Here is a 23,056-nt window from a genome sequence, read left to right as displayed (position 1 = left end):
GGCTGCCGCGGCGCGGTTCGTCCGCCGACCGTGAAGAAGAGGTGTTCATCGCGTGATAGTAGGGCAGTTTTTGTGACGCAGGCATAGGAAATCTGGCCGACGATAAGGCCGGGGCCCTTCTGATGCCTTACGCCAGCATTGCACCAATCCAAGGCATTGCCCATGATGGTGCAATGGACACGGCATCCTGGCGCGCCTTGGCGGAACAGATGTCGACCGGGCTGGCCCTGGTCGACGGGGAGCTGCGCGTCACCTGGATCAATCCGGCGCTAGCCGAATGGCTGGACGCGGGTCCGCGCAGCGCGGTCGGGCAGCCGCTGCAGTTGCTGCTGCAGGAACCGGATTGGCTGGCGCAGGCCGGGCGCGCTCTGCGGGAGGCGGAAGTCGTGCAGTGGCGCGGGGTGATCCTGCGGACGGTGCGCGGCCGCGAATGGACGGCCGACGTGGCATTGCAACCCGTGGACGGCGGCCTGTTGCTGGAAGTGCACGTGCTGGCTCAGCCGGTCGGCGGCGCATCGCCGTTGTCGGCCACGCTGCGCGGTTTTGCGCACGAGATGAAGAATCCGCTGGCGGGCTTGCGCGGCGCCGCGCAGCTGCTGCAGCGCCGCGTGGGCGACGGCGATCTGGAAGCGCTGGCCGGCTTGGTGATCGCCGAGGCGGACCGGCTCGCCTCGCTCGCCAACCGGTTGTTGCATCACGGCGGCGCGCCGCGACTGGGGCCGGTCAACATCCACGAGCAGCTGGAATGGCTGTGCGGCCTGCTGCAGGCGGAGCCCGAGCCGCCGCAGCTGCGCCACGACTACGACCCCAGCGTGCCGGACGTGAAGGGCGATGCCGAGCGGCTGCAGCAGGTGCTGCTCAATCTCGCGCGCAACGCCATCGAGGCGGGGGCGCGCACGCTCACGCTGCGGACGCGCGTGGAGCACGGCCTGCGCATGGGCGACCGGGTGCTGCGCATGGCACTGCGGGTGGACGTCATCGACGACGGCCCGGGCGTGCCCGCGGCCTTGCGCGACACCTTGTTCGAGCCGCTGGTGTCCGGCCGCGCCGACGGCACCGGGCTGGGCCTCGCGCTGGCGCGCGAGATGGCTCGCGAACACGGCGGCGAGCTGCGTTTCGCCAGCCGGCCGGGCGAGACGGTGTTTTCGCTGTACCTGCCCCTGGAGCGCGCGCATGAGTGAAGAGATCTGGATCGCCGACGACGACCGCGGCGTGCGCTTCGTGCTGGCCGAGGCGTTGCGCGATGCCGGCCTTGCGGTACGCGAGTTCGAGGAAGCCGCGTCGGTGCGCGAGGCCTTGCGCGACGCGCGGCCGGCCTTGCTGCTGACCGACGTGCGCATGCCCGGCGAGGATGGCCTGTCGCTGCTCAATGACCTGAAGGCGCGCGGCATCGGGCCGGTGATCGTGATGAGCGCGTTCACCGACGTCGCCACCACCGCCGCCGCCTATCGCGCGGGTGCGGCCGATTACCTGGCCAAGCCCTTCGATCTCGATCAGGCGGTGGCTTCCGTGCAGCGTGCGCTGGCCGACGTGCCGGCCGTCGCCGCGCCGCCTCCTGCGCCGATGGCGCCGACGCATGCGCTGCTCGGCGAGAGCCCGGCGATGCGCGAGGTGTTCCGGCTGATCGGCCGGGTGGCGGCCAGCGATCTCAATGTGCTGATCACCGGCGAAACCGGTACCGGCAAGGAGCTGGTGGCGCGCGCATTGCACGAGGAGAGCGCGCGGCGCGGCCGCCCCTTCGTCGCGCTCAACACCGCGGCCATTCCCAGCGAGCTGCTGGAAAGCGAACTGTTCGGCCACGAGGCGGGCGCTTTCACCGGCGCCACGCGCCGCTACGCCGGCCGCTTCGAGCAGGCCGAGGGCGGCACGCTGTTCCTCGACGAGATTGGCGACATGCCGCTGGCGTTGCAGACGCGCCTGCTGCGCGTGCTGGCCGGCGGCGAGTTCTATCGGGTCGGCGGGCGCGAGCTGATCCGCGGCAACGTGCGCATCGTGGCCGCCACGCATCAGGACCTGGATGCGCGCGTCGCGGACGGCCTGTTCCGCGCGGACCTCAAGCATCGCCTGGACGTGGTGCGCATCGAGCTGCCGGCACTGCGCCAGCGGCGCGAGGACATTCCCCTGCTGGCGCGGCATTTCCTCGCCGCGGCCGCGCACGAACTCAAGCTGCCGCCGAAGCGCTTTTCCAAGGCCGCGCTCAAGGCGATCGCGCAGCGCGACTATCCCGGCAACGTGCGCGAGCTGGAGAACCTGTGCCGCCGTCTGGCCGTGATCGCGCCGGGCGCGGAGATCCTGCCGGCCGATCTCGGCGGCGCGCCGGCCCCGCCGGCCCTCGGCGATTGGACCGATGCGCTGCGCGAATGGGCGGCGCAAGCGCTGGCCGACGGCGAAAGCGACATCCACGCCCGCGCCCGCGAGGCGCTGGACCACACGCTGATGCAAGCGGCACTGGCCACGCACGGCGGGCATCGCCAGCATGCGGCCGCCGCGCTGGGCGTCGGCCGCAACACGCTCACCCGCAAGCTCGGCGCGTCGCGCACGCGGCGGCCGCCTCGTTCCTGAGATCTATGGAGTCCGCATGACCCTCGCCGTCCGGGCCGCGCAGCGCGGCGACATTCCCCATATCGCCGCGTGGAACCAGGCCATGGCCTGGGAGACCGAACGCAAGCGCCTCGACGCCGATGTGCTGGCGCGCGGCGTGGCGGCCGTGTTCGACGAGCCGCGGCGCGGCTTCTACCTCGTAGCCGAACGCGATGGCGCACCGGTGGGCTGCCTGCTGGTGACGTACGAATGGAGCGATTGGCGCTGCGGCGACTTTTTCTGGATCCAGAGCGTCTACGTGGTCGAGGATGCCCGCCGCGGCGGCGTGTTCCGCGCGATGTACGACGCGGTGGTCGAACGGGCGCGCGCCGCGAAGGCGGTGGGCGTGCGCCTGTACGTGGAAACCGAGAACGAACGCGCGCAGCGGACGTATGCCGGGCTCGGCATGGAGCGCTGTCATTACTTCATGTATGAGGCGGGGTTGTAGCGCGGGCGAGGGCGACAGGGTTTGGGTGTATGGAGGCGATCGCCACTGCGCCGCTGATGACTGGGAATTTCGCTACGTAAGGTGCCTCACCCTAGCCCTTTCCCTAATGGGGAGAGCGAGGTACTGGCATCTCGTCACGCGGGCTGCAGCAGGCGCTCGAACTCCACTGCGGGCATCGGCGCGCCGTACAGGAATCCCTGCAACAGCCGGCAGCCGGCATCGCGCAGGTAGTCGGCCTGCTCCGCGGTTTCGACGCCTTCGGCGACCACGCTCATCTCCAGGCTCTGCGCCATGGTGATGATGGCGTCGGCGATCGCGGCGCTGTCGGTGTCGGTCGCCACGTCGCGTACGAAGGCGCGGGGGATCTTCAGCACGTCGATCGGGAAGTGCTTGAGATAGGACAGGCTGCTGTAGCCGGTACCGAAATCGTCGAGCGCCAGGCTGACGCCCAGGTCCTTGAGCTGCTGCATCAGTGCGCGGCTGTGATCGCCGCCGGACATCACCATGCGCTCGGTCAGCTCCAGCTCGATCAGGCCCGGCGGTAGTTCGCTCTCGTGCAGCAGCTCGCGCAGGGTGTCGTGGAAGCCCGGCTGCAGGAACTGCGGCGGTGCGACGTTCACGGCGATCGACACGCTGCGTCCGGAGCGGTGCCACGCGGCCGCCTGGCGGCAGGCCTCCTGCAGCGCCCACTTGCCCAGCGGGCCGATCAGGCCGCTTTCCTCCGCCACGGGCACGAACTGGTCGGGCCGATACACGTCGCGGCCGTCCACCTGCCAACGCAGCAACGCTTCCGCGCCGACGACCACGCCGGTGAGCGCGTCCACCTTGGGCTGATAGTGCAGCTGCAACTCGCCGCGACGCATGGCTCGGCGCAGGTCGCGCTCGATGCGCATCTGCGCCGCCGGGCGCTCGGACATCGCGGCCGTGAACAGGCGGTAGCTGTTGCGCCCCTGCATCTTCGCCTCATACATCGCCGTGTCGGCATGGCGGATCAGGCTTTCCGCGTCATCCCCGTTGTCCGGATAAAGGCTGATGCCGGCGCTGAAGCTCAGGGCCAGCTCGGACAGTTCCGCCGGCGGGTGGTCGTGCCAGCGGCGCATCAGCAGCTCGCAGATCTTGGCCGCTTCCGCCGCGCCGTCCACGTGCGGCAGCACCACCATGAATTCGTCGCCCGCCGTGCGGCTGACGATGTGCTCGCCACCGAGCAGGCCGCGCAGGTGTGCCGCGAACAGCCGCAGCAGCTGGTCGCCGGTCTGATGGCCGAGGGAATCGTTGATCTGCTTGAAGTGGTCCAGGTTGATGAACACCAGCGCCGCGCGACCCTGCCGGCGCCGTGCCGCCGCGATCACCTGTGCCAGGCGCGACTGCAGCAGATGCCGGTTGGGCAGACCGGTCAAGGTATCGTGCTGGGTCATGTGCGCCATCTTCAGCACCAGCGCGCGGGTGGCGCTGACGTCGTGGAACACCAGCACGCCGCCGATCACGTTGCCGGCGTGATCGTGGATGGAGGCGGCCGAATCCTCGATCGGCGTGCGGAAGCCGTTGCGGTGCACCAGCATGGCGTTGCCGCGCAGTTCGACGATGGTGTCGCGGCCGATCGCCTCGCGCAGCGGGTTGCGCATCAGCTCGCTGCTGTCGCCGTCGATCAGCCGGAAGACCTCCTCGATGGGGCGGCCGAAGGCCTCGGCCTGACTCCAGCCGGTCATCGCCTCGGCGATCGGATTGAGCGACGTCACGCACAGCTGCAGGTCGGTTGTGATGACGGCGTCACCGATGGAGCGCAGGGTGACCTCGGCCAGCTCGCGTTCGCGAAACAGGGCTTCCTCATAGGCCTTGCGCTGGCTGATGTCCTGGATCTGCGCCACGGCGTGGAACGGCGTGCCGTCGGGCGCCCGCACCAGCGAGACGGTCAGCAGCACGTGCACGACGCGGCCGTCGCGGTGGAAGTAGCGCTTTTCCAATTGATAGGAGTCGCGCTTGCCTTCCATCAGCTCGGCAGCCAGCTCCCAGCTCTTGGCCACGTCGTCCGGATGGGTGATGTCGCGGATGTTCTGCTGCAGCAGTTCTTCCTCGCGATAGCCCAGCATGTGGCACAGCGCGGCGTTGACCCGCAGCAGGCGGCCGTCGGGCGCGACCAGGCCCATGCCGATCGCCGCGTGCTGGAAAGCGCCGAAGAAGCGTTGCTCGCTCTCGCGCAGCCGCATTTCCAGCGCGTGGCGCTCGGTGATGTCGATGATCACGGTGAAGACGCCGCATACCTCGCCGTCGGCGTCGTAGTCCGGCTGAAAACTTCCATGCACATAGCAGCGCGAGTTGCCGCTGAACATCTCGCCTTCGTAGACCGCGGCGTGTCCGCGCAGGGCTTGTTCCAGGCAGTGGCCGGCGCGCTGGAGGCTGGCCTCGTCGAGGACCTCGGCGACCAGGCGGCCCATCAGTCGCTCGGGCTCGATGCCCAGCCAGGATTGGTGCGCGGCGTTGGCGAAGCGGATGCGGCGCTCGCGATCGATGTAGGCGATGAGGGCCGGCGCGCCGTGTACTACGCGCGTGGTCCATTCGGGCTCGGACGCTGCCGGCCCGGTCCGCCGATCGGGTTCGATCCGCTGCATGCCCATACCGTCCGTCCGCCACCCCTGTAGGACGCTCCAGCCCGCATCATGCGCCAAGTCGCAGCGGGTGGGCAGTAGGCGGCGATCGCGGCGAGGTGAAGGAAATGTCTAGGGGCGCGCGAACCTTGCCGGTGCGCAGCGCTGTCAGTGCAGCGGCTGCGCGGGCGCGCCGAGCCGGCCGGCATCGTCGAGCAGGATGCGGCCCAGCGCGTGCAGCTCGGCGGGCAGGGCGTAGCGTTCGGCCAGTGTCGCGGCCAGCGGGCCGAGGGCGCGCGGCTGCAGGGGATATCCATGGGCGAGCACGCGGGCGCGCCCGTTCTCGCCGCGCTGGGCCAGCGTCACCGCCACCACGCCCAGGCCGGGTGCTTCGTGGGCGTACAGCTGCGCTTCGCCATAAGCAGGCTCCGGCGCGCCGAAGGTTTCCAGCAGAAAGCCCGGGCCGGTCTCGGTTGCTTGCGCGCCGGCCGAACTAATGTCCAGTTCGAGGCCGTGCGCCTGCAGCAGCGCCGCGTACTGGCGCAGCTCGAACACGATGCCCGCGAGGTCGTGTGCGCGCTGCGCCGGTTCGCCAGGCTGCGCGGCGACCCAATCGGCCGGCGATTGCACGCGGACCTTGCCGTCGGCATAGCTGAGCGCGAGACCGCGGGCGCTCAGGGTGGATTCCTCGCGGTAGGGCGTGAGCAGCGCGCATTCGAGCAGCTCCCACAACGCGGCGAGATTGACGTGCTCGTACTGCACGCAGGTCATTGCCAGCAGGTCGTTGCGGCTCAGGTAGCGGGCGTGCTCCAGACGCACGCCCAGCGTGCGCATCAGCCAGTCGGCGGTGCGCGCGCCGGCTTCGCCGCGGCCGACCAGCTCCACCTCGAGCCGGCTGGCCAGTTCCTCGGCCAGCTCCTCGGGCGCCAGCAGGCTGAGCGGGAGCAGGCGCATCGGGCCGTCGGCGTAGGCAGCCTCCGGTTCCAGCGGCTGCGCCGGCATGTGCCCCTCGTGGGTGCCGAAGGCGACCACGTTGTCGAGATGGCCGCGCGGCACGCGGCGGGCAAGCTCGTCCAGCGTGGCCCACACGGGGAAGCCCGGGCGCAGCAGCTCCACCGCGTCGAACAGCGCGCCGGCCATGGCCAGGCGGCCTTGCGCCACGTCCGGCACCAGCGCGTGCAGGTCGGCCGCCGCCAAGGCGGCCAGCTCGGCCGCGTCGTCGCGGCTCAGGGTGAGGCGGCCGGGTTTCTCGCCCGGCGACAGCTCCAGCGCGAGCACGATGGGCAGGGCGACCAGCGACGAGGCTTCCACGTTTGCGAACCCGAACGGCAAAGAACCAAAAGTCTAGCATTCGCGGCGTTCAGGCTTTCGCCCGCTGGCGGGGCGCGTTAGCCTTGAACGCTCAGCCCGGCTGGATCCTCAAGGACATGGAAAACACCCCCAAGCGCGTCGGTGTGATCGGCGGCATCCGCATTCCCTTCTGCCGCAACAACACCGCCTATGCCGACGTCGGCAATTTCGGCATGTCGGTCAAGGTGCTGGGCTCCCTGGTCGAGCGCTTCCGCCTGCACGGCGAGGAGCTGGGCGAAGTGGCGATGGGCGCGGTGATCAAGCACTCCTCGGAGTGGAACCTGGCGCGCGAGGCGGTGCTTTCCTCCGGACTTGCGCCCACCACGCCCGGCATCACCACGGCGCGCGCCTGCGGCACCTCGCTGGACAACGCCATCATCATTGCCAACAAGATCGCCACGGGACAGATCGAGGCCGGCGTAGCCGGCGGCTCGGACACCACCAGCGACGTGCCGATCGTGCTGGGCGAGCGCTTGCGCAAGCGCCTGCTGGCGATCAACCGCGCGAAGGGCTGGCAGGACAAGATGGCCGCCTTCACCCGCGGCTTCTCCCTGAAGGAATTGAAGCCCGCGTTCCCCGGCGTGGCCGAGCCGCGCACCGGCATGTCGATGGGCGACCATTGCGAGCGCATGGCCAAGGAATGGCACATCGGCCGCGAGGCGCAGGACCGGCTGGCGCTGGAAAGCCACCAGAAGCTGGCGGCCGCGTACGAAGCCGGTTTCTTCGAGGACCTCGTGGTGCCGTTCCGCGGCCTCAAGCGCGACGGCTTCCTGCGTCCCGACACCACCATGGAAAAGCTGGGTTCGCTCAAGCCGGCGTTCGACAAGATTTCCGGCCACGGCACGCTGACCGCGGGCAACTCCACCGGCCTCTCCGACGGCGCGGCGGCGGTGCTGCTGGCCAGCGAGGATTGGGCGGCCAAGCGCGGCCTGAGCGTCCAGGCCTATTTCCGCGATGCCGAGGTGGCGGCGGTGGACTTCGTGCATGGCGAAGGCCTGCTGATGGCGCCGACGATCGCGGTGCCGCGCATGCTCGCGCGCCATGGCCTCACTCTGCAGGACTTCGACTTCTACGAGATCCACGAGGCTTTCGCCGCGCAGGTACTGTGCACGCTGCGTGCGTGGGAAAGCGAGGAGTACTGCCGCAGCCGCCTGGGGCTGGACAAACCGCTGGGCAGCATCGATCCGGCGAAGCTCAACGTGCACGGTTCCAGCCTAGCCGTGGGGCATCCGTTCGCCGCCACCGGCGCGCGTATCGTCGCCACGCTGGCCAAGCTGCTGGAGCAGAAGGGTTCGGGCCGCGGCCTGATTTCCATCTGCACCGCCGGCGGCATGGGCGTGACCGCTATCCTGGAGCGCTGAGGCGCTTTTTCCCGAGCCATGTTCCGCTTGCGCACCACCACTGCCTTGAGCCTGCTCGCGCTGGCGGTGGGCGTGGCGGGCACTGCCTGGCTCAGCGGGTTGACGGCGGGATGGGCGGGTCCGGACCGGATCGCGGCCCGGAGCCGGGCCGCTGCCGTGTCGTCGCCCGCCCCGCGGGCGCAAGCGGTCAAGCCTCGCGTGCCGTCGCATGCCGTCCATCTGCCGCCAGTGGACGTGGCGCGGGCATCGGCCGAGCCGGCCGAACCGGCCACGACGACGCTGACGCCGATCGAGATGCCGGCGGCGCCGGCGTCGTTCTTCAGTCGCCGGGTCGTGCGCGAGGGCAGCGTCGTGCTGCATCTGTCAGTCGATGGCCAAGGGCGGGTGATCCATGCGGTGGTGGACCAGTCCAGCGGGGATCCGGCGCTGGACCAGGAAGCGGTCCAGACCGTGCAGCGCTGGCGCTTCGCCGTACCGGCCGATCATCCCGAAGGCGTCAGCGGCAACCTGCCGATGCGCTTCGCCACCGCCGACAAGCCGGTCTGAGGCGGGCGGCCGTCAAAGAATGCCGTTCGCGCCCGAGCCGAACGCCGTGATCAACCGCGTGTAGATGAGCTTGGGCGAGATGGCCACTTCCGGGAAGTCGCCCACCGGCTGGTAGCAGCTGAAGAAATCCGGGTCGCTCGGCCGCATCGGCGTGCAGCCTTCCTTGAGTTCGTAGCTGGTGGCGTAGCGATACGGCCAGAAGTCGAACAGCGGCAGCGAGGCCGACAGGTCGCCGATGGCCGCGTTGAGATCGGACAGCAGGGGAATCGAGCGTTGCCGCGGGGCGATCACCCAGGCGTTCTCCGGCTGGGTCTCGCGCATGATCGCGGTGCGCAGCTGCTGGGCGAAAGCGCGGTCATACACGATGACGCCTGCCTCGGTGTTGTAGTGGTCCGAGCGCGGGTCGAAGTTGTGCGAGCCGACCATGGCGAAGCGGTCGTCCACCACGATCGATTTGGCATGCAGGCCGAAGCGCCGGCCGGGACTGATCAGGGGCGCAGGACGGTTGCGCTTGCCGCCGCGGCCCAGCAATACACCGCGACCCTCGGTGCCGACGAAGCGGCGTTTGCTCACCGGTTTCTCGCCGCTGGGGCCATCGTCCGCGCTGGCGTAGGCGTTGTCCTGCGCCGGACCCAGCGCGCGCGGTTTCATCTCGTAGATTTCGAAGCCGTACTCGGTGAGGTAGCGCTTGCGGTGCTTGTACGACATCGCGTACACGGCAAACGCATCGGTGGACGCCAAAGAATTGGTCGACACGACGATCCGCGGCGGTTCTTCCTGCCCGTGCAGGCGCTCGAAGATCTTCCGGGCGCGCTTGCTCATCACCAGGTAGGGCGTCTGCAGCACCACTTCCGCCTTGGCCGAGCCCACCATGCGCATCACGTTGGCGGTGAATTCGCGTGCCTCGCGTTCCCGCGGTTGTTCGGTCTTGGCGGGCAGATCGCTGAAGAACTCCACCGGCGAGGTGGTGCGCAACGAAGGGTCGATCAGGTATTCGTCCAGCCAATCGGGATCTTCCGCTTCGTCCTGCACGCGCGCGACGCGCTCGGGGTGCAGGTAGACCGGCTCGCGCCAGGGCGCCGGCGGCGAATTGACCAGCATTCGGTAGATGTCGCGCAGGTGCGGCAACGGCACGGAGCGCTTGTGCTTCCAGAACCGCTCGAAGCTTTCGCTCATCTCGCGCGCGGCGGGGCCGCCGACCATCACGTCGCGGTCGACGTAGTCGAAGTCGTTGTCCCAGTCGAAGTAGCGGTCCTGGTAGTTGCGTCCGCCGGTAATGCCGATGGCGTCGTCGACCAGCAGGATCTTGTTGTGCATGCGCTGGTTCAGCGTGTGGAAGCAGCACACGATGCCGGCGGCGAATTCCAGCGGCGAGGTTTCCGATTCGCGGAAGGTCGGGTTGTAGAGACGAATCTCGAGGTTGGCGTGCGCGCGCGCCAGGCGAGTGAGCCAGTTCACGTCGTTGAAGGAGAACAGCTGGTCCGCCAGGATGCGTACCTTGACGCCGCGCCGTGCGGCGCGCACCAGTTCGTCGAGCACCAGCTGGCCGGCGTCGTCCTGGTCCCAGATGTAGGTCTGGATGTCGATCGAGCGTTTCGCCGCGCGGATCAGGTTGATGCGCGCCACCATGGCCGGCTCGCTGTCGTTGAGCAGCGTGACCATGTGGACGGGATGTTCCGCGGTGGACGCGCCGAGGGCGGCTTCGGCGGCATCCAGCAGGGGTGACGGCTGCGCGCAATGGTCTGCGGTCGCGCAATCGACCCGATGATCGGTCTGCGCCGTCACCAGGGCGTCGGCACGGCGGATCTGCGCCGGCGACATCGTGCAGCCGGGCAGCAGGGCGGAGGCGAGAAGCAGGAGTAGGACGCACGTCCAGCGCGAAGTCATGGCGCGATGATACGGAGCGATGGCCGCGCCGACGCGGCGCCGGCCGCATCGGGCCAGCGGTCGTTCATGGCGCGGCGCGGTCGATGGCGATGACCAGGCCCAGGCGGACCTGGTCGGACAGCGCCGTACGGTGCCCGGTCATGCCGAAGTCGCTGCGCTGGATGTCGCCGCGCACCTCGATGCGGCATTCGCGCGGCGAGTCCAGCGGGCAGGGCGAGGGCAGCAACTCGAAGTGGGCCGGGCGCGAGACGCCGCGCAGCGTGAGCCTGCCGTAGAGCTCGCCGCCGTTCTCCAGCGAGGCGACCGGCACCGGTTCGGAGACGAAATGGATCGTCGGGTAATGCTCCGCGTCGAAGAACTCCGGCGCCATGACCCAGCGGCGGAACCGCTCGGACCCCATGCGGATGCTGTCGACCGCGATGTGCGCGTCGACCACCGCGACGTCGCGGCGCGCGCTCAGGGTGACCTCGCCCTCGATGCGTTCGAAGCTGCCGGTGACCTGGCTCAGCCAGAACAGGCGCACGCCGAACTCCGCGTGCGAACGCGCGGGGTCGATGCGGTAATCGGCGGCGTGGAGCGCGGAGGGCGAGGCGAGGGCAAGAACCAGCGGAGCCGCGACGCGCTGTGCGAGCCAGCGTCGTCGTCTGCGATTCACGGCGACCAGAAGGCTTCCAGGCGGGCATGGCCCGGTTCGAAGCCCTCGTCCGAGTGGAACACCGCGATGCCGGCGGGCGGCACGCCGCGGTATTCGTCGGAGCGTCCCTCGGCCAGCAGCGCGACCAGGCGCTCGATGCCAGGGTTGTGGCCGACCAGCAGGACCGAGTCGACGTCGCCGTGATCGTCGAGCAGGGCGAGCAGCTCGCCTTGGGTGGCTTCGTAGATGTCTTCGCAGAGCTCGGGTTCCGGCGCGCCCTGCACCTCGGCCAGGGCCAGCGCCGCGGTTGCGCGGGTGCGCTCGGACGGCGAGCAGAGCACGCGGCCCGGCCGCTGCTGGCCGTGCTTCTTCAGCCATTGCTCGAGCCACCGGCCCGCCGCGCGGGCTTCCTGCTCGCCACGTCCGCTCAGGCGGCGGCCCAGGTCGTCTCCGCCAGGCTGTGCGGGCTGGGCTTCGGCGTGGCGCAACAGGATGAGTTCTCGCATGGATGGCTCCGAAGGAATGAGTGCGCGCTAGGTTGGCTCAATGCTGGCGTTTGATCCAGCGCAGGAGCTGTTTCCAGTCCTCCTGGTGGCCGCGCACCTGCTCGGAGCCGTAGTCAAAGATGCCTTTGCCGAGCGCGGTCAGCAGCACGTAGGCCTGGCTGTCGCGCAGTTCCGCGACCAGCGGGAAGGGCGACTGGGCGGCGACCTGTTCCATGGCGTCCTGGCTGGCGCGGGTCCACGGCTTGAGGCGGTTGCCCACCAGGCCCACCGGCAGCTTGCCGCGCTTGATGCGCGGGATCTGCTGGAGGTGCTGGAGGAAATCGAGCGTGGCGTCGAGGTCGAAGGTCGAGGGCAGCACCGGCACGAGGAGCACGCTGGCCTGTTCCAGGTAGGGTTCCAGTTCGCGCTCGTGCGAACCGGCCGGCGTGTCGACGAGGGTGCGTTGCGTGTCCTCGGGAAGTTTATCCAGCGCCTTGCGCCCGCCTTCCACGGCAAGCACGCCGGGAACGTTGTTCTCGGCGCGCCGCGCCGCCCAGCGGAAACTGGAACCCTGCCGGTCGGCATCCACGATCGCCGTGTGCTTCCCGTCCTGCGCCCAGTGCGAAGCCAGCTGGGTCACCAGCGTGCTTTTGCCGCAACCGCCTTTGCTGCTTGCCACCAGCACTGTCAGCATGCGCCGCCCCTGTTGTCGAGGTGGGCCAAGGGTACACGGGATGGGGGAACAGGGAACAGGGAATGGCGCGCAGGGCGCGGCTTAGCCGTTGCCCGTTCCCGATACCGTGTTTTCCTTGGCGCTTTCCCCTTCGGCCGGGGCGTCCGCGGGAATCTGATAGTCGCGCAGCGCGGCCAGCATCAGGCTCATCTCGGTACCGCCGCTGCGGGCGAGGGCGAGCATGTGCTGGGCGAGGGCGACGTCGCCCTGGGCGCGGGAGGACAGCTGGGCGAAGTTCTGCACCTGCCAGACCAGGTTGCGACGGGCACGCCTGGCGTCTTCCTGCTGGGCCGGATCGGGCGCGAGCACCTCGCGCAGATGCAGGCCCAGCGAGCGCGCCAGCGGGCTGGAGCCCCATTCCAGCAGGCGGCCGAGCTTGAGGCAGTCGTCTTTCAGCGCCGCGTCGTCGCCGGCGCCTTCGCACAGCCTGGCGGTGGCTTGCAGGCCCGGCTGCGGCTGGGTCGCCGCCAAGCCGAACACCAGCGTCAGCTGCACGCCGGTGGCCCCTGTGGCGGAGAGCGGGCTGATCGTGGCCGGCGGGGGAGGAAGTACCGTGACGTTCTCGGCGAGCGCCTTGAGGCTGGTGCCGGTGTAGTCGTCGTAGATCTTGGCGGCGGCGGCCTTGGCCAGATCCTCGCGCGCGGCGTCCTTGCGGCCGTCGTGCGCGTCCTGGCCCAGCTTGAGCAGCCATATCGCGGCATTGTCGGGCGCCTGCCCGGTCAGCTTGCCCAGTGCGTCGGCGTTGGGACAGGCGTCGGCCTTGGCGTCGCAATCGCTCAGGCGCAACCAGGTGACCGCGGGCGTGGCGTCGTCCGCCTTGGCGGCGCGCTCGATGAGCGTGTGGAAGTCGTTGTACTTCGGCTGGTTGGGCAGCGGCCGGGCGAGCAGGGCAGCGCCCAGCAGGGGCAGTGCATCGGCGCGGGGGGCGAGCACGCTGATCAGGTCGCGCTGGAACGCCAGCAGCGCGTCGTTGCGGCCATCTTCGGCCTTGCGGGCTTCGCTGGACTTGGGGCCGGGCTTGGGCGTCTGCTTGGCAGCGAAGGCGGGAGCCATCGCGAGGGTGCCGGCCATGGCCAGGGCGAGGTAGCGCCATCCGCGCATGCTGTTCTCCATCCCGAAAGAAGCGGCCCAGCATACTCAGTCCGGATTAAGCCTGCCTGATCCCACGGAACGTATGGAGCGGGCGTGGCGCGCAACGCTTGCTAGCATGGCCCCTTCGCCGCCTCGGGCGCGTTCGCGCGCCGCGCACAGGAGAAAACGTAGTGGATCAGATAGCGATCATGGCCGACGGGCGAGCGCCCTGGTTCGTGGGCTGGGGCACCCTGGCGTTGATCAACGCCGGCCTGGCCCAGGGCAAGAACCGCAGCGGCCTGGCGTGGTTCCTGCTCTCGCTGCTGCTGGGGCCGATAGCGACGCTGGTGCTGGTGCTGCTGCCGAAGGTGAGATCCACCTTGTTCTGAGCGGGTGCGACGCTTTCCGTCGCCCTGAAAAGCAAAAACCCGCCCCGCGGAAGCCGCGAGGCGGGTTTCGCGCGAGGCGCTTACTCGCCCAGCGCTTCCTTCATGAACTCCGGCATCGCCAGCGCGCCCTTGTGGATCTCGGCGTTGTAGTAGCGGGTGGGGAAGTTCTTGCTGAGCGCGCCGCGCTCGCGGAAGCCGGCCAGGTCGCCACCCTTGCGCACCATGGTGCAGCTCCACCAGCCGGTGGGATAGCAGGGCTGCGGGAACGGCAGGGTCTTCACCGCGCTGAAGCCGGCCGTGCGCATGGCGGCGCGCATGGACTTGATCAGCTCGATGTGCGCCAGCGGCGATTCGCTCTGCTGCACCAGGATGCCGCCGTGGCGCAGGGCCTTGTAGCAGCTGGCGTAGAAGGCGGCATTGAACAGGCCTTCGGCCGGGCCGACCGGATCGGTCGAATCGACGATCACCAGGTCCAGCGATTCCGGCTCGGCTTCGGCCATGTACTTGATGCCGTCGATGAACAGCAGCTCGGCGCGCGGGTCGTTGTTGGCCTCGCACAGCTCCGGGAAGTACTGCTCGGCCAGGCGCGTGACGCGCTCGTCGATCTCCACCTGCACGGCCGACTCCACTTCCTCGTGCTTGAGCACTTCGCGCAGGGTGCCGCAATCGCCGCCGCCGATGATCACCACGCGCTTGGCGCGCGCATGGGTGAACAGCGCCGGGTGGGTCATCATCTCGTGGTAAAGGAAGTTGTCGCGGCTGGTGAGCATCACGCAGCCGTCGATCACCATCAGGTTGCCCCAGTCGGTGGTCTGGTAGATCTCGATGGTCTGGAACGGGGTCTTCTCGGCATGAAGCAGCTTCTCCACGCGATAACCGATGGAGGAGCCGGAGGCCTGGTGGGCCTCGGTGAACCAGCTGGGCTGCGACATGGCGTGTGTTCCTGTTCCTGACGTCACGGTGGGCAAAGAGGCGCAATTGTAGCCGCTCCGGGCCCCGCCGTACCGGGCCCGGATGCCGCACATGGTCACATTCGACCATTACAATAGGCGGCCGTCCCGTCGCGACCGGTCGTCCGCGGGACCGATGAGTCCGTTCCGGCCCCGCGGCGTGCGAGGCTTCCGGCCGGCGGGCTTTCCCTTCGTCAAGGCTCGCCGCTGCGACGACATGACCTGCGGGCGCCCGCGCGTCCGCCGAAATCGAAGGAACCACCGTCCATGTCGAAGCACTGGAACATCGACGCCGCCCGTCACACCTACGCCGTCCCGCACTGGGGCGACGGCTACGTCGACGTCGATGCCAACGGCCACATCGTGATGCGCCCGCGCGGCGCCGGCGGCCCGGCCCTGTCGCTGCCGGAGATCGTCGAGCGCGCCCGCGCCGAAGGCCTGCGCCTGCCGCTGCTGGTGCGCTTTCCCGACATCCTGGCCGACCGCCTGGCGCGCCTGCAGGGCGCGTTCGCCAAAGCCATCGGCGAATGGAACTATGCGGGCGGCTATACGGCGGTCTATCCGATCAAGGTCAACCAGCAGCGTGGCGTAGCCGGCGAGCTGGTGGCCGCGGGCGAGCACGGCTTCGGCCTGGAAGCCGGCTCCAAGCCCGAGCTGATGGCCGTGCTGGCCATGGCCCGGCCCGGGTCCATCGTCGTGTGCAACGGCTACAAGGACCGCGAATACGTGCGGCTGGCGCTGATCGGCCGCAAGCTCGGCCTGCGCGTGCACATCGTGATCGAGAAGCTCGCCGAGCTGGACCACGTGTTCGCCGAGGCGAAGGCGCTGGGCGTGGAGCCGCTGCTCGGCGTGCGCGTGCGTCTGGCCTCGATCGGCGCCGGCAAGTGGCAGAACACCGGTGGCGACAAGGGCAAGTTCGGCCTGTCGCCGAACCAAGTGCTGACCCTGGTGCGCCGCCTGGACGAGGCGGGCCTCAAGCACACCCTGAAGCTGCAGCATTTCCACATGGGTTCGCAGATCTCCAACGTGCGCGACATCGCCGCGGGCATGCGCGAAGCCACGCGCTACTACGTGGAGCTGATCCGCATGGGCGTGCCGCTGGAGATTGTCGACGTCGGCGGCGGCCTGGGTGTGGATTACGAGGGCTCGCGCTCGCGCAGCCACAATTCGATCAACTACTCGATGGAGCAGTACGCCGCGACCATCGTGCAATCGCTGGCCGAGGCCGTGGCCGAGGAAGGTCTGGCCGCACCGCACATCGTCACCGAGGCCGGCCGCGCGATGACTGCGCATCACGCGGTGATGGTGGTCAACGTGACCGAGGTGGAAGAAGTCCCGGCCGGCGCGATGCCTGCGCCGCGCGAGGACGAACCGGCGGTGCTGCGCCGCCTGCGCGAGACTTACGAGGAGCTGGACGCCCGCCCTGCGCTGGAGCTGTTCCACGAGGCTCAGCACCATCTGGCCGAAGGGCAGACCTTGTACGCGCTGGGCCAGCTGGCGCTGGAGGACCGCGCGCGCCTGGACGAGATGTACTACGCCATCGCCAACGCGGTGCGTCTGCGGTTGCTGCCGGCCGAGCGCTCGCACCGCCAGGCACTGGACGAGCTGGACGAGAAGCTGGTGGACAAGTACTTCGTCAACTTCTCGGTGTTCGAGTCGGTGCCGGACATCTGGGCGATCGAGCAGATCTTCCCGATCGCCCCGATCGCCCGCCTGGACGAAGCGCCCACTCGCCGCGGCGTGATCGTCGACCTCACCTGCGATTCCGATGGCCGCATCGATCATTACGTCGATGCCGAAGGCGTAGACGTGAGCCTGCCGCTGCATGCCCTGCGCGAGGGGGAAAGTTATCGCCTGGGTATTTTCATGGTGGGCGCGTACCAGGAGACGCTGGGCGACATCCACAACCTGTTCGGCGATACGGACGCCGTGAACGTGCGCGTGGAAGGCGACTCGTATGTTTTTGCGCATCGCCGCCGTGGCGACACGACCGACCTGATGCTCGACTATGTGGGCTACGATCTGGAAGCGTTGCGCCGCAGTTATCGCGAGCGCATCGCGGCCGCCGGCGTGGAAGGTGCGCAGGCCGAGCAGTTGTTTGTCACATTGAACGACGGTTTGACCGGCTATACCTACCTGTCGGAAGGCGAGCACTGATCGTCATCCCGGCGAAGGGCGGGATCCAGTAACGACTGTGCGGGGTTTTCGCGAAAGCCTTAGATTGGCTCTTGGCGGAAACCAGGCGACGTCGTTACTGGATTCGGTCTATGCCGGAATGACGGAATAGGGAAGGTTCTCTCCGCTGTCCATTCGTCGCATGGATGCCACATCCGAGCTGTGCGAGCCTTTGTCGTCCCCCGCGTCCCCATCGACATCGAAGGAGTGGTTATGGCAGCAAGTCTCGAAGGCAAGGTCGCGCTGATCACCGGCGCTGCGAGCGGCCTGGGCAAGGCGATCGCCGAGCTTTACGCGAAGCATGGCGCCGCCGTGGCGATCGCGGACATCAACCAGCAGGCCGCCGATGCGGCTGCCGCGGACATCAACGCCGCCGGCGGCAAGGCCATCGGCATCGCGATGGACGTCACCGACGAGGCTGCGGTGAATGCCGGCACCGACAAGGCGGTCGAGGCTTTCGGCGCGCTGGATATCCTGATCTCTAACGCCGGCGTGCAGATCATCAATCCGATCGACCAGTTCGCCTTTGCCGACTGGAAGAAGATGCTGGCGATCCATCTCGACGGCGGCTTCCTCACCACCAAGGCCGCGCTCAAGCACATGTACAAGGGCGACCGCGGCGGCATCGTCATCTACATGGGCTCGGTGCATTCGCACGAGGCGTCCAAGCTCAAGTCGGCTTATGTCACCGCCAAGCACGGCCTGCTCGGCTTGGCGCGCACGCTGGCGAAGGAAGGCGCAGCCCACAATGTGCGCTCGCACGTGATCTGCCCGGGCTTCGTGCGCACCCCCCTGGTGGAAAAGCAGATTCCGGAACAGGCCAAGGAACTGGGCATCACCGAGGAACAGGTGATCAAGAACGTGATGCTCAAGGACACGGTGGACGGCACCTTCACCACGGTGGAAGACATCGCCGAGACGGCGCTGTACCTGGCCGCGTTCCCGTCGGCGGCGCTCACCGGGCAGTCGATCGTGGTGAGCCACGGCTGGTACATGCAGTAAGCCATGACGCCGCGCCCCCGCCCCGGTACCGAGCCGCCAGGCGACAAGCCAGCCACCGCGCTCGCGCAGATGGTGGCGCGCAGCTACGGCACGCTCGCCCTGGTGTTGCAGGGCGGCGGCGCACTCGGCGCCTATCAGGCGGGCGTGTACGAGGCGCTGGCCGAGGCGGACCTGCGGCCGCGCTGGATCGCTGGCATTTCGATCGGCGCGCTTAATGCGGCGATTATCGCCGGCAACCCCGTCGGGCATCGCGCGGAGAAGCTGCGCGAGTTCTGGGAAACCATCTGCAAGCCCCCGTTCCTGCCGGCCACGCCGGCGTTCGACAGCAGCGGCTGGCCGTTGCCCCTGCAGAACGGGTTCAGCGGATTCGCGGCGTGGCGCGCGCTGCTCGAAGGGCAGGCCGGGTTTTTCCTGCCGCGCGTGCCGCCGCCGTTCCTGTCCTTCCAGCGCGCGGCCAATCCTGCCGGAGTGAGCTGGTACGACACTCGGCCCTTGCGCAGCACGCTGGAGCGGCTGGTCGATTTCGACCGCATCAACGACCCCCGTTCGATGCGCGTGTCCGTGGGCGCCGTCAACGTGCGTACCGGCAACTTCGCCTATTTCGACAACACGCAGGGGCCGCTGCGGGTCGAGCACTTCATGGCCTCCGGCGCGTTGCCGCCGGGGTTCCCCGCGGTGGAGATCGATGGCGAGTTCTACTGGGACGGCGGCATGGTCTCCAACACGCCGCTGTACAAGGTGCTTTCGGAGCGGCCCTGCCACGACGCGCTCATCTTCCAGGTGGACCTGTGGCGTGCGGTGGGGGAGCTGCCGCGCGATCTTGCGGGCGTGACCGAGCGGGCCAAGGAGATCCAGTACTCCAGCCGCACCCGCCTGATCACCGAATACATGCGGCTGACCCAGGAGAACCAGCGGCTGCTGCACGACCTGATGGAACTGGTGCCGCCGGAGCGGCGAGAGGACCCCGCGTTCCTGCGGGCGCAGGCGCATGCCTCAGGCGCGCTGACCAACCTGGTCCATCTGATCTATCGCGACAAACCCTACGAAGGGCACTACAAGGACTACGAGTTCAGCCTGACCAGCATGCGCACGCATTGGCAGAGCGGCCTGGCGGACATGCGGCACACGCTGGCGCATCCCCAGTGGCTGGAGCCGCCGACACCGGCGAAGCCCTTCGTCACCCACGACGTGCATCGCGCCTGAGTACCGCGCCTGGAAGGGCTACCATAAGGACAGTCGCCCGCGAGGGCGTCTCCCACTCTTCCTGGAAATCCCCGATGACCCTCAAGGCAGCTTTCGTCGGTCTCGGCGCCATGGGCGCGCCGATGGCCGGCCACCTGAAATCCAAAGGCCTGCTCCATGCGGTGGCCAACCGTACCCAGGCCAAGGCCGACGCCTTGGCACGCGAGCTGGGCGTCGTGGCGCCCCCGCTGGCCGAGCTGGCCGCGCAGTGCGACGTCATCGCGTTATGCGTCACGGCCGATGCCGACGTGCTGGCCAATATCGAGGCCATGCTGCCGCATCTGCGGCGTGGCGCCATCGTGATCGATCATTCCACGGTCTCGCCCGACACCGCCAAGCGTGCGGCAGCGCGGCTGGCCACGGTGGGCGTGGATTTCCTCGACGCGCCGGTGTCCGGCGGTGTGGAGGGCGCGAAGAACGGCAAGTTGTCGGTCATGGTTGGCGGCGATGCGCAGGTGCTGGAGCGTGCACGCCCGGTGCTCGAAGCCTACGCGCTACGTGTGACGCATCTGGGCGGCGTCGGTGCGGGCCAGGCCACCAAGGCGGTGAACCAGGTGCTGGTCGCGGGCATCGCCCAGGCCGTGTGCGAGGGACTGGCCCTGGGCGAGGCGCTGGGTCTGGAGCCGGAACGCCTGCTGCCGACGCTTGGCGCCGGCGCGGCGGGCAGCTGGTTCCTGGACAAGCGCGGCGCGACCATGCTGCGCAACGAGTTCAGCGTGGGGTTCAAGCTGGCGTTGCTGCACAAGGACCTGGGCATCGTGCGCGAGATCGCCAAGGGCGCGGGCACGGACCGTACGGTGATCGAGAAGTCCCTGGCCGACTACGCCGAACTGATGAGCCAGGGCTATGGCGATGACGATATTTCGGCGCTGATCCGGCTCAAGCGGAAGCACTGATTCGAGAGAGATCCAAAAAACAAAAGCCACGCAGTCAGCGCGGCTTTTGTTCTTTGCGGCGTGCGTAGGGCGACGGAAGCTCAGCGGCCTTCCTTCAGCGCGATGGCGTTGAAGCCGGCCGAGGTCAGGCGCTGCTTAGTCGATTCCAGCTCGGTGGCCGACTTGAACGGCCCCAGGCGCACGCGGTTGTAAGTCTGGCCGTTGACATTGACCGAAGCCACGTTGGCGACGAAGCCTTGGAGCGCCAGCTTGGCCTTGAGGCTTTCCGCGTCCGCCGCGCTCGGGAAGGCGCCCACCTGCAGCAGGTAGCCGCCACCACCGGCAGCCGGCGGCGGCGTGGCGGCAGGCGCGGCGGTGACGTTCTCGGTGACGGCCGCCGGGGCGTTCGCCGCGGCGGCACGCTGGGCGGCGGCCTGCTGCTGGGCCTGTTGCGCCGCCTGGGCCTGCGCCTGTGCCTGCTGAGCGGCGGCCTGCTTCTGCTGCTCGGCGCGGGCCTGCGCGCTGATCTCGGCGTCCGGAATGCGCACTTCCTTCTCCGAGAGCACGGAATAGAAGTCGAACTGGGGCTTCTTGGGGGCCGACTCGGCGCCGGCCGGTTCCACGGCGCCGGCATCGCTGCCGTGCTGGGCCGTGGCCTGGGGGTTGGGCTGCGGCGCGTCGCCCGTACGGCCGCCCATCGGTAGCTTGCCGCGCATCCCGAACATCAGCAGGGCGCCGACCGCGATACCGATGATGGCCCAGCCCCAGGCCGGAAACCCGCCGCTGTTGTTGCGCACGGCCTGCCGGCCCTTGCCCTTGCGTGCTGCCATTTACATCTTCTCCGGGGCGCTGAGGCCCAGCAAATCCAGACCGTTCCTGAGAACCTGCTGCGTCGCCACCACGAGGGCGAGGCGGGCGTCGCGCAGATCCTGGTCATCGACCAGGAACTGGTGCGAGTTGTAGTACGTGTGGAAAGCGTTCGCCAGTTCGCGCAGCCAGGTGGCGATCACGTGCGGTTCGAGGTTCGCCGCGGCGGCTTCCACTTGCTCCGGATACTTGGACAGTTCGGTGAACAGGATCTGTTCGTGCTCGTTGTCCAGGCGCTCCAGATGCGCCAGGCCATTCTGCTGATCGAAGGTGAACCCTTTCTCGCCGGCCTGGCGGAGCACGCTGCACACGCGAGCATGGGCGTACTGGATGTAGTAGACCGGATTGTCGTTGCTCTGCGAGCGGGCCAGGTCGATGTCGAACACCAGCTGGGAATCGGCCTTGCGCGAGATCAGGAAGTAGCGCGTCGCGTCCTTGCCCACTTCGTCGATCAGATCGCGCAGGGTGACGTAGCTGCCGGCGCGCTTGGAGATCTTTACCTCCTCGCCGCCGCGCATCACCGTGACCATCTGGTGCAGCACGTACTCCGGCCAACCTTGCGGGATGCCGCAGTCCAGCGCCTGCAGGCCGGCCTTCACGCGCGCCAGGCTGCCGTGGTGGTCCGAACCCAGTTCGGTGATGGCGCGCACGTAGCCGCGCTGCCACTTGCTGCGGTGGTAGGCCACGTCCGGCACGAAGTACGTATAGGTGCCGTCGGACTTGCGCATCACGCGGTCCTTGTCGTCGCCGTAGTCGGTCGAGCGCAGCCACAACGCGCCGCCTTCCTCGTAGGTGTGGCCGTGGGCGACCAGTTCGCGCACGGTTTCCTCCACCTTGCCGTCGGTGTACAGCGAGGACTCCAGGAAGTAGGTGTCGAAGCCGACGCCGAAGGCCTTCAGGTCCAGGTCCTGCTCGCGGCGCAGGCTAGCCACGGCGAACTGGCGGATGGCCTCGAGGTTGTCGGCGTCCTTCGCGCCGGTGACGGTATGGCCGTCGGCCACGACGGACTCGCCGGCCATGTAGGCGCGCGCCACGTCGGCGATGTAGTCGCCGCGGTAGCCGTCTTCCGGCCAGCCCGTGTCGCCGGGGCCGAGGCCGCGCGCGCGGGCCTGCACCGAGATCGCCAGGTTGTGGATCTGCACGCCGGCGTCGTTGTAGTAGAACTCGCGCTTCACCGCCCAGCCGTTGGCGTCGAGCAGGCGGCTGAGGCAGTCGCCGATCGCCGCGGCGCGGCCGTGGCCGACGTGCAGCGGGCCGGTGGGGTTCGCCGACACGAATTCCACGCCCGCGGTGATGCCCTTGCCGCTGTCGTTGCGGCCATACGCGCTGCCTTCGGCGAGGATGCGGCGCAGTTCGGCGTGATAGGCGCCGGGGGCAAGGAAGAAGTTGATGAAGCCCGGGCCGGCGATGTCGACCTTCTCGATCTGCGCATTCTGGGGCAGCGCGGCGACCAGCTTCTCGGCCAGTTCGCGCGGCTTGGCGCGCGCCGGCTTGGCCAGCAGCATCGCCGCATTGCTGGCGAAATCGCCGTGGTCGCGATTGCGCGTGCGCTCGATCACGAAGTTCGGGACGTCGAGGTCGGCGGGCAGGGTGGAGTCGTTCTGCAGGGACCGGATGGCCTGCAGCAGCAATTCGCGCAGCGCTTGTTTCACGGGGCTGGGTCTGGCTTCGATGGAACCGGCAATCCTAGCAGAGCGGGCCACCGCTCTCAGAGGGGCGCCAAGACGCGTCACGCCGGTTGCGCGCCATGCTGCGCCGCGTCTGCGAGGCCTGTGGATAACTCTGTGGGGAAAGCGAGCCTTCCTGCGGGCGTGCTCGGTGTTTGCGCGGCGGAAACGCGGCTGTCACGAAATTTTGCACGCCAAATCAAAGGCTTGAA

At 68.7% G+C, this 23,056-nt stretch carries 20 protein-coding genes; 10 read left to right on the top strand and 10 right to left on the bottom strand.

Annotation, left to right across the window (positions count from 1 at the left end; all coding sequences use genetic code 11):
- Window positions 1-173: 173 nt before the first annotated feature.
- Genes RKE25_RS00640 through RKE25_RS00630 form a run of 3 tightly spaced genes read left to right on the top strand, consistent with a single transcriptional unit; the run spans window position 174 to window position 3,028 of the window.
- On the top strand, window positions 174-1,181 hold the full coding sequence (locus tag RKE25_RS00640) for an ATP-binding protein (protein ID WP_311840341.1): 1,008 nt from the start codon (window positions 174-176) through the stop codon (window positions 1,179-1,181).
- Window positions 1,174-2,562 (top strand): nitrogen regulation protein NR(I), encoded by a 1,389-nt coding sequence (gene ntrC, locus RKE25_RS00635; protein WP_311840340.1) that lies wholly within the window; start codon window positions 1,174-1,176, stop codon window positions 2,560-2,562. The genes RKE25_RS00640 and ntrC overlap by 8 nt, the downstream gene beginning before the upstream one ends.
- 16 nt (window positions 2,563-2,578) lie before the next feature.
- Window positions 2,579-3,028: a GNAT family N-acetyltransferase gene (locus tag RKE25_RS00630; RefSeq protein ID WP_311840339.1), complete on the top strand. Its 450-nt coding sequence runs from the start codon at window positions 2,579-2,581 to the stop codon at window positions 3,026-3,028.
- 134 nt (window positions 3,029-3,162) lie between these two features.
- On the opposite strand, the gene RKE25_RS00625 is transcribed toward RKE25_RS00630, so the two are convergent.
- Entirely contained in the window at window positions 3,163-5,634 is a 2,472-nt protein-coding gene (locus RKE25_RS00625; RefSeq protein WP_311840338.1) for an EAL domain-containing protein, read from the bottom strand.
- A 144-nt stretch (window positions 5,635-5,778) separates the two neighbouring features.
- Entirely contained in the window at window positions 5,779-6,921 is a 1,143-nt protein-coding gene (locus tag RKE25_RS00620) for a hypothetical protein (RefSeq protein WP_311840337.1), read from the bottom strand.
- A 116-nt stretch (window positions 6,922-7,037) separates the two neighbouring features.
- Between RKE25_RS00620 and RKE25_RS00615 the strand changes: the two genes are divergently transcribed.
- Together RKE25_RS00615 and RKE25_RS00610 are read left to right on the top strand one after the other, a co-directional pair.
- The gene (locus RKE25_RS00615; protein ID WP_311842294.1) at window positions 7,038-8,321 is read left to right on the top strand and encodes an acetyl-CoA C-acetyltransferase; all 1,284 of its coding nucleotides are present in this window, start codon (window positions 7,038-7,040) and stop codon (window positions 8,319-8,321) included.
- An 18-nt stretch (window positions 8,322-8,339) separates the two neighbouring features.
- Window positions 8,340-8,867 carry an energy transducer TonB gene (locus RKE25_RS00610; protein ID WP_311840336.1) on the top strand — a complete coding sequence of 176 codons (528 nt, stop codon included), beginning with the start codon at window positions 8,340-8,342 and terminating at the stop codon, window positions 8,865-8,867.
- A 12-nt stretch (window positions 8,868-8,879) separates the two neighbouring features.
- On the opposite strand, the gene RKE25_RS00605 is transcribed toward RKE25_RS00610, so the two are convergent.
- The 5 genes from RKE25_RS00605 to RKE25_RS00585 form a co-directional block, all read right to left on the bottom strand.
- A complete protein-coding gene (locus tag RKE25_RS00605; protein ID WP_311840335.1) occupies window positions 8,880-10,754 on the bottom strand; it encodes a phospholipase D family protein in 1,875 nt (624 codons plus the stop codon).
- Between the two features lie 64 nt (window positions 10,755-10,818).
- On the bottom strand, window positions 10,819-11,409 hold the full coding sequence (locus tag RKE25_RS00600) for a YceI family protein (RefSeq protein ID WP_311840334.1): 591 nt from the start codon (window positions 11,407-11,409) through the stop codon (window positions 10,819-10,821).
- Complete coding sequence (locus RKE25_RS00595) at window positions 11,406-11,894, bottom strand: histidine phosphatase family protein (RefSeq protein WP_311840333.1); 489 nt, start codon at window positions 11,892-11,894, stop codon at window positions 11,406-11,408. The genes RKE25_RS00600 and RKE25_RS00595 overlap by 4 nt, the downstream gene beginning before the upstream one ends.
- Before the next feature lie 37 nt (window positions 11,895-11,931).
- Window positions 11,932-12,567, bottom strand: coding sequence for a ParA family protein (locus RKE25_RS00590; protein ID WP_311840332.1), 636 nt, complete (start codon window positions 12,565-12,567; stop codon window positions 11,932-11,934).
- An 81-nt stretch (window positions 12,568-12,648) separates the two neighbouring features.
- On the bottom strand, window positions 12,649-13,707 hold the full coding sequence (locus RKE25_RS00585; protein WP_311840331.1) for a hypothetical protein: 1,059 nt from the start codon (window positions 13,705-13,707) through the stop codon (window positions 12,649-12,651).
- A gap of 161 nt (window positions 13,708-13,868) precedes the next feature.
- On the opposite strand from RKE25_RS00585, the gene RKE25_RS00580 reads away from it, so the two are divergent.
- Window positions 13,869-14,066 (top strand): hypothetical protein, encoded by a 198-nt coding sequence (locus RKE25_RS00580; RefSeq protein WP_026634609.1) that lies wholly within the window; start codon window positions 13,869-13,871, stop codon window positions 14,064-14,066.
- Window positions 14,067-14,146: 80 nt separating this feature from the next.
- Here the strand turns inward: RKE25_RS00580 and speE are convergent, their stop codons facing one another.
- Window positions 14,147-14,998: a polyamine aminopropyltransferase gene (gene speE, locus RKE25_RS00575; protein WP_311840330.1), complete on the bottom strand. Its 852-nt coding sequence runs from the start codon at window positions 14,996-14,998 to the stop codon at window positions 14,147-14,149.
- Between the two features lie 285 nt (window positions 14,999-15,283).
- On the opposite strand from speE, the gene speA reads away from it, so the two are divergent.
- From speA to RKE25_RS00555, 4 genes are all read left to right on the top strand, one after another.
- Window positions 15,284-17,173 carry a biosynthetic arginine decarboxylase gene (speA, locus tag RKE25_RS00570; protein ID WP_311840329.1) on the top strand — a complete coding sequence of 630 codons (1,890 nt, stop codon included), beginning with the start codon at window positions 15,284-15,286 and terminating at the stop codon, window positions 17,171-17,173.
- A 231-nt stretch (window positions 17,174-17,404) separates the two neighbouring features.
- Complete coding sequence (locus RKE25_RS00565) at window positions 17,405-18,193, top strand: 3-hydroxybutyrate dehydrogenase (RefSeq protein ID WP_311840328.1); 789 nt, start codon at window positions 17,405-17,407, stop codon at window positions 18,191-18,193.
- A gap of 3 nt (window positions 18,194-18,196) precedes the next feature.
- Window positions 18,197-19,396, top strand: coding sequence for a patatin-like phospholipase family protein (locus RKE25_RS00560; RefSeq protein ID WP_311840327.1), 1,200 nt, complete (start codon window positions 18,197-18,199; stop codon window positions 19,394-19,396).
- A gap of 74 nt (window positions 19,397-19,470) precedes the next feature.
- Window positions 19,471-20,331, top strand: a complete 861-nt coding sequence (locus RKE25_RS00555) for an NAD(P)-dependent oxidoreductase (RefSeq protein WP_311840326.1) — start codon at window positions 19,471-19,473, stop codon at window positions 20,329-20,331.
- 80 nt (window positions 20,332-20,411) lie between these two features.
- Here the strand turns inward: RKE25_RS00555 and RKE25_RS00550 are convergent, their stop codons facing one another.
- Together RKE25_RS00550 and argS are read right to left on the bottom strand one after the other, a co-directional pair.
- Complete coding sequence (locus RKE25_RS00550) at window positions 20,412-21,140, bottom strand: SPOR domain-containing protein (protein ID WP_311840325.1); 729 nt, start codon at window positions 21,138-21,140, stop codon at window positions 20,412-20,414.
- Window positions 21,141-22,829, bottom strand: coding sequence for an arginine--tRNA ligase (argS, locus tag RKE25_RS00545; RefSeq protein ID WP_311840324.1), 1,689 nt, complete (start codon window positions 22,827-22,829; stop codon window positions 21,141-21,143).
- Window positions 22,830-23,056 lie beyond the last annotated feature (227 nt).

Source organism: Dyella sp. BiH032, from assembly GCF_031954525.1.
GTDB lineage: Bacteria > Pseudomonadota > Gammaproteobacteria > Xanthomonadales > Rhodanobacteraceae > Dyella_D.
Note: the sequence above shows the minus strand (reverse complement) of the source record. Positions and strands in the feature narration are given on the sequence as shown.

Excerpts from the sequence above, each read along its gene's own strand:
- RKE25_RS00610 (WP_311840336.1), top strand. The coding sequence starts at position 8,340 with ATGTTCCGCTTGCGCACCACCACTGCCTTGAGCCTGCTCGCGCTGGCG.
- RKE25_RS00585 (WP_311840331.1), bottom strand. The coding sequence starts at position 13,707 with ATGCGCGGATGGCGCTACCTCGCCCTGGCCATGGCCGGCACCCTCGCG.
- RKE25_RS00605 (WP_311840335.1), bottom strand. The coding sequence starts at position 10,754 with ATGACTTCGCGCTGGACGTGCGTCCTACTCCTGCTTCTCGCCTCCGCC.
- RKE25_RS00595 (WP_311840333.1), bottom strand. The coding sequence starts at position 11,894 with ATGCGAGAACTCATCCTGTTGCGCCACGCCGAAGCCCAGCCCGCACAG.
- RKE25_RS00640 (WP_311840341.1), top strand. The coding sequence starts at position 174 with ATGGACACGGCATCCTGGCGCGCCTTGGCGGAACAGATGTCGACCGGG.
- speE (WP_311840330.1), bottom strand. The coding sequence starts at position 14,998 with ATGTCGCAGCCCAGCTGGTTCACCGAGGCCCACCAGGCCTCCGGCTCC.
- RKE25_RS00630 (WP_311840339.1), top strand. The coding sequence starts at position 2,579 with ATGACCCTCGCCGTCCGGGCCGCGCAGCGCGGCGACATTCCCCATATC.
- ntrC (WP_311840340.1), top strand. The coding sequence starts at position 1,174 with ATGAGTGAAGAGATCTGGATCGCCGACGACGACCGCGGCGTGCGCTTC.
- RKE25_RS00590 (WP_311840332.1), bottom strand. The coding sequence starts at position 12,567 with ATGCTGACAGTGCTGGTGGCAAGCAGCAAAGGCGGTTGCGGCAAAAGC.
- RKE25_RS00555 (WP_311840326.1), top strand. The coding sequence starts at position 19,471 with ATGACCCTCAAGGCAGCTTTCGTCGGTCTCGGCGCCATGGGCGCGCCG.
- speA (WP_311840329.1), top strand. The coding sequence starts at position 15,284 with ATGTCGAAGCACTGGAACATCGACGCCGCCCGTCACACCTACGCCGTC.
- RKE25_RS00625 (WP_311840338.1), bottom strand. The coding sequence starts at position 5,634 with ATGCAGCGGATCGAACCCGATCGGCGGACCGGGCCGGCAGCGTCCGAG.
- RKE25_RS00565 (WP_311840328.1), top strand. The coding sequence starts at position 17,405 with ATGGCAGCAAGTCTCGAAGGCAAGGTCGCGCTGATCACCGGCGCTGCG.
- RKE25_RS00550 (WP_311840325.1), bottom strand. The coding sequence starts at position 21,140 with ATGGCAGCACGCAAGGGCAAGGGCCGGCAGGCCGTGCGCAACAACAGC.
- RKE25_RS00615 (WP_311842294.1), top strand. The coding sequence starts at position 7,038 with ATGGAAAACACCCCCAAGCGCGTCGGTGTGATCGGCGGCATCCGCATT.
- RKE25_RS00560 (WP_311840327.1), top strand. The coding sequence starts at position 18,197 with ATGACGCCGCGCCCCCGCCCCGGTACCGAGCCGCCAGGCGACAAGCCA.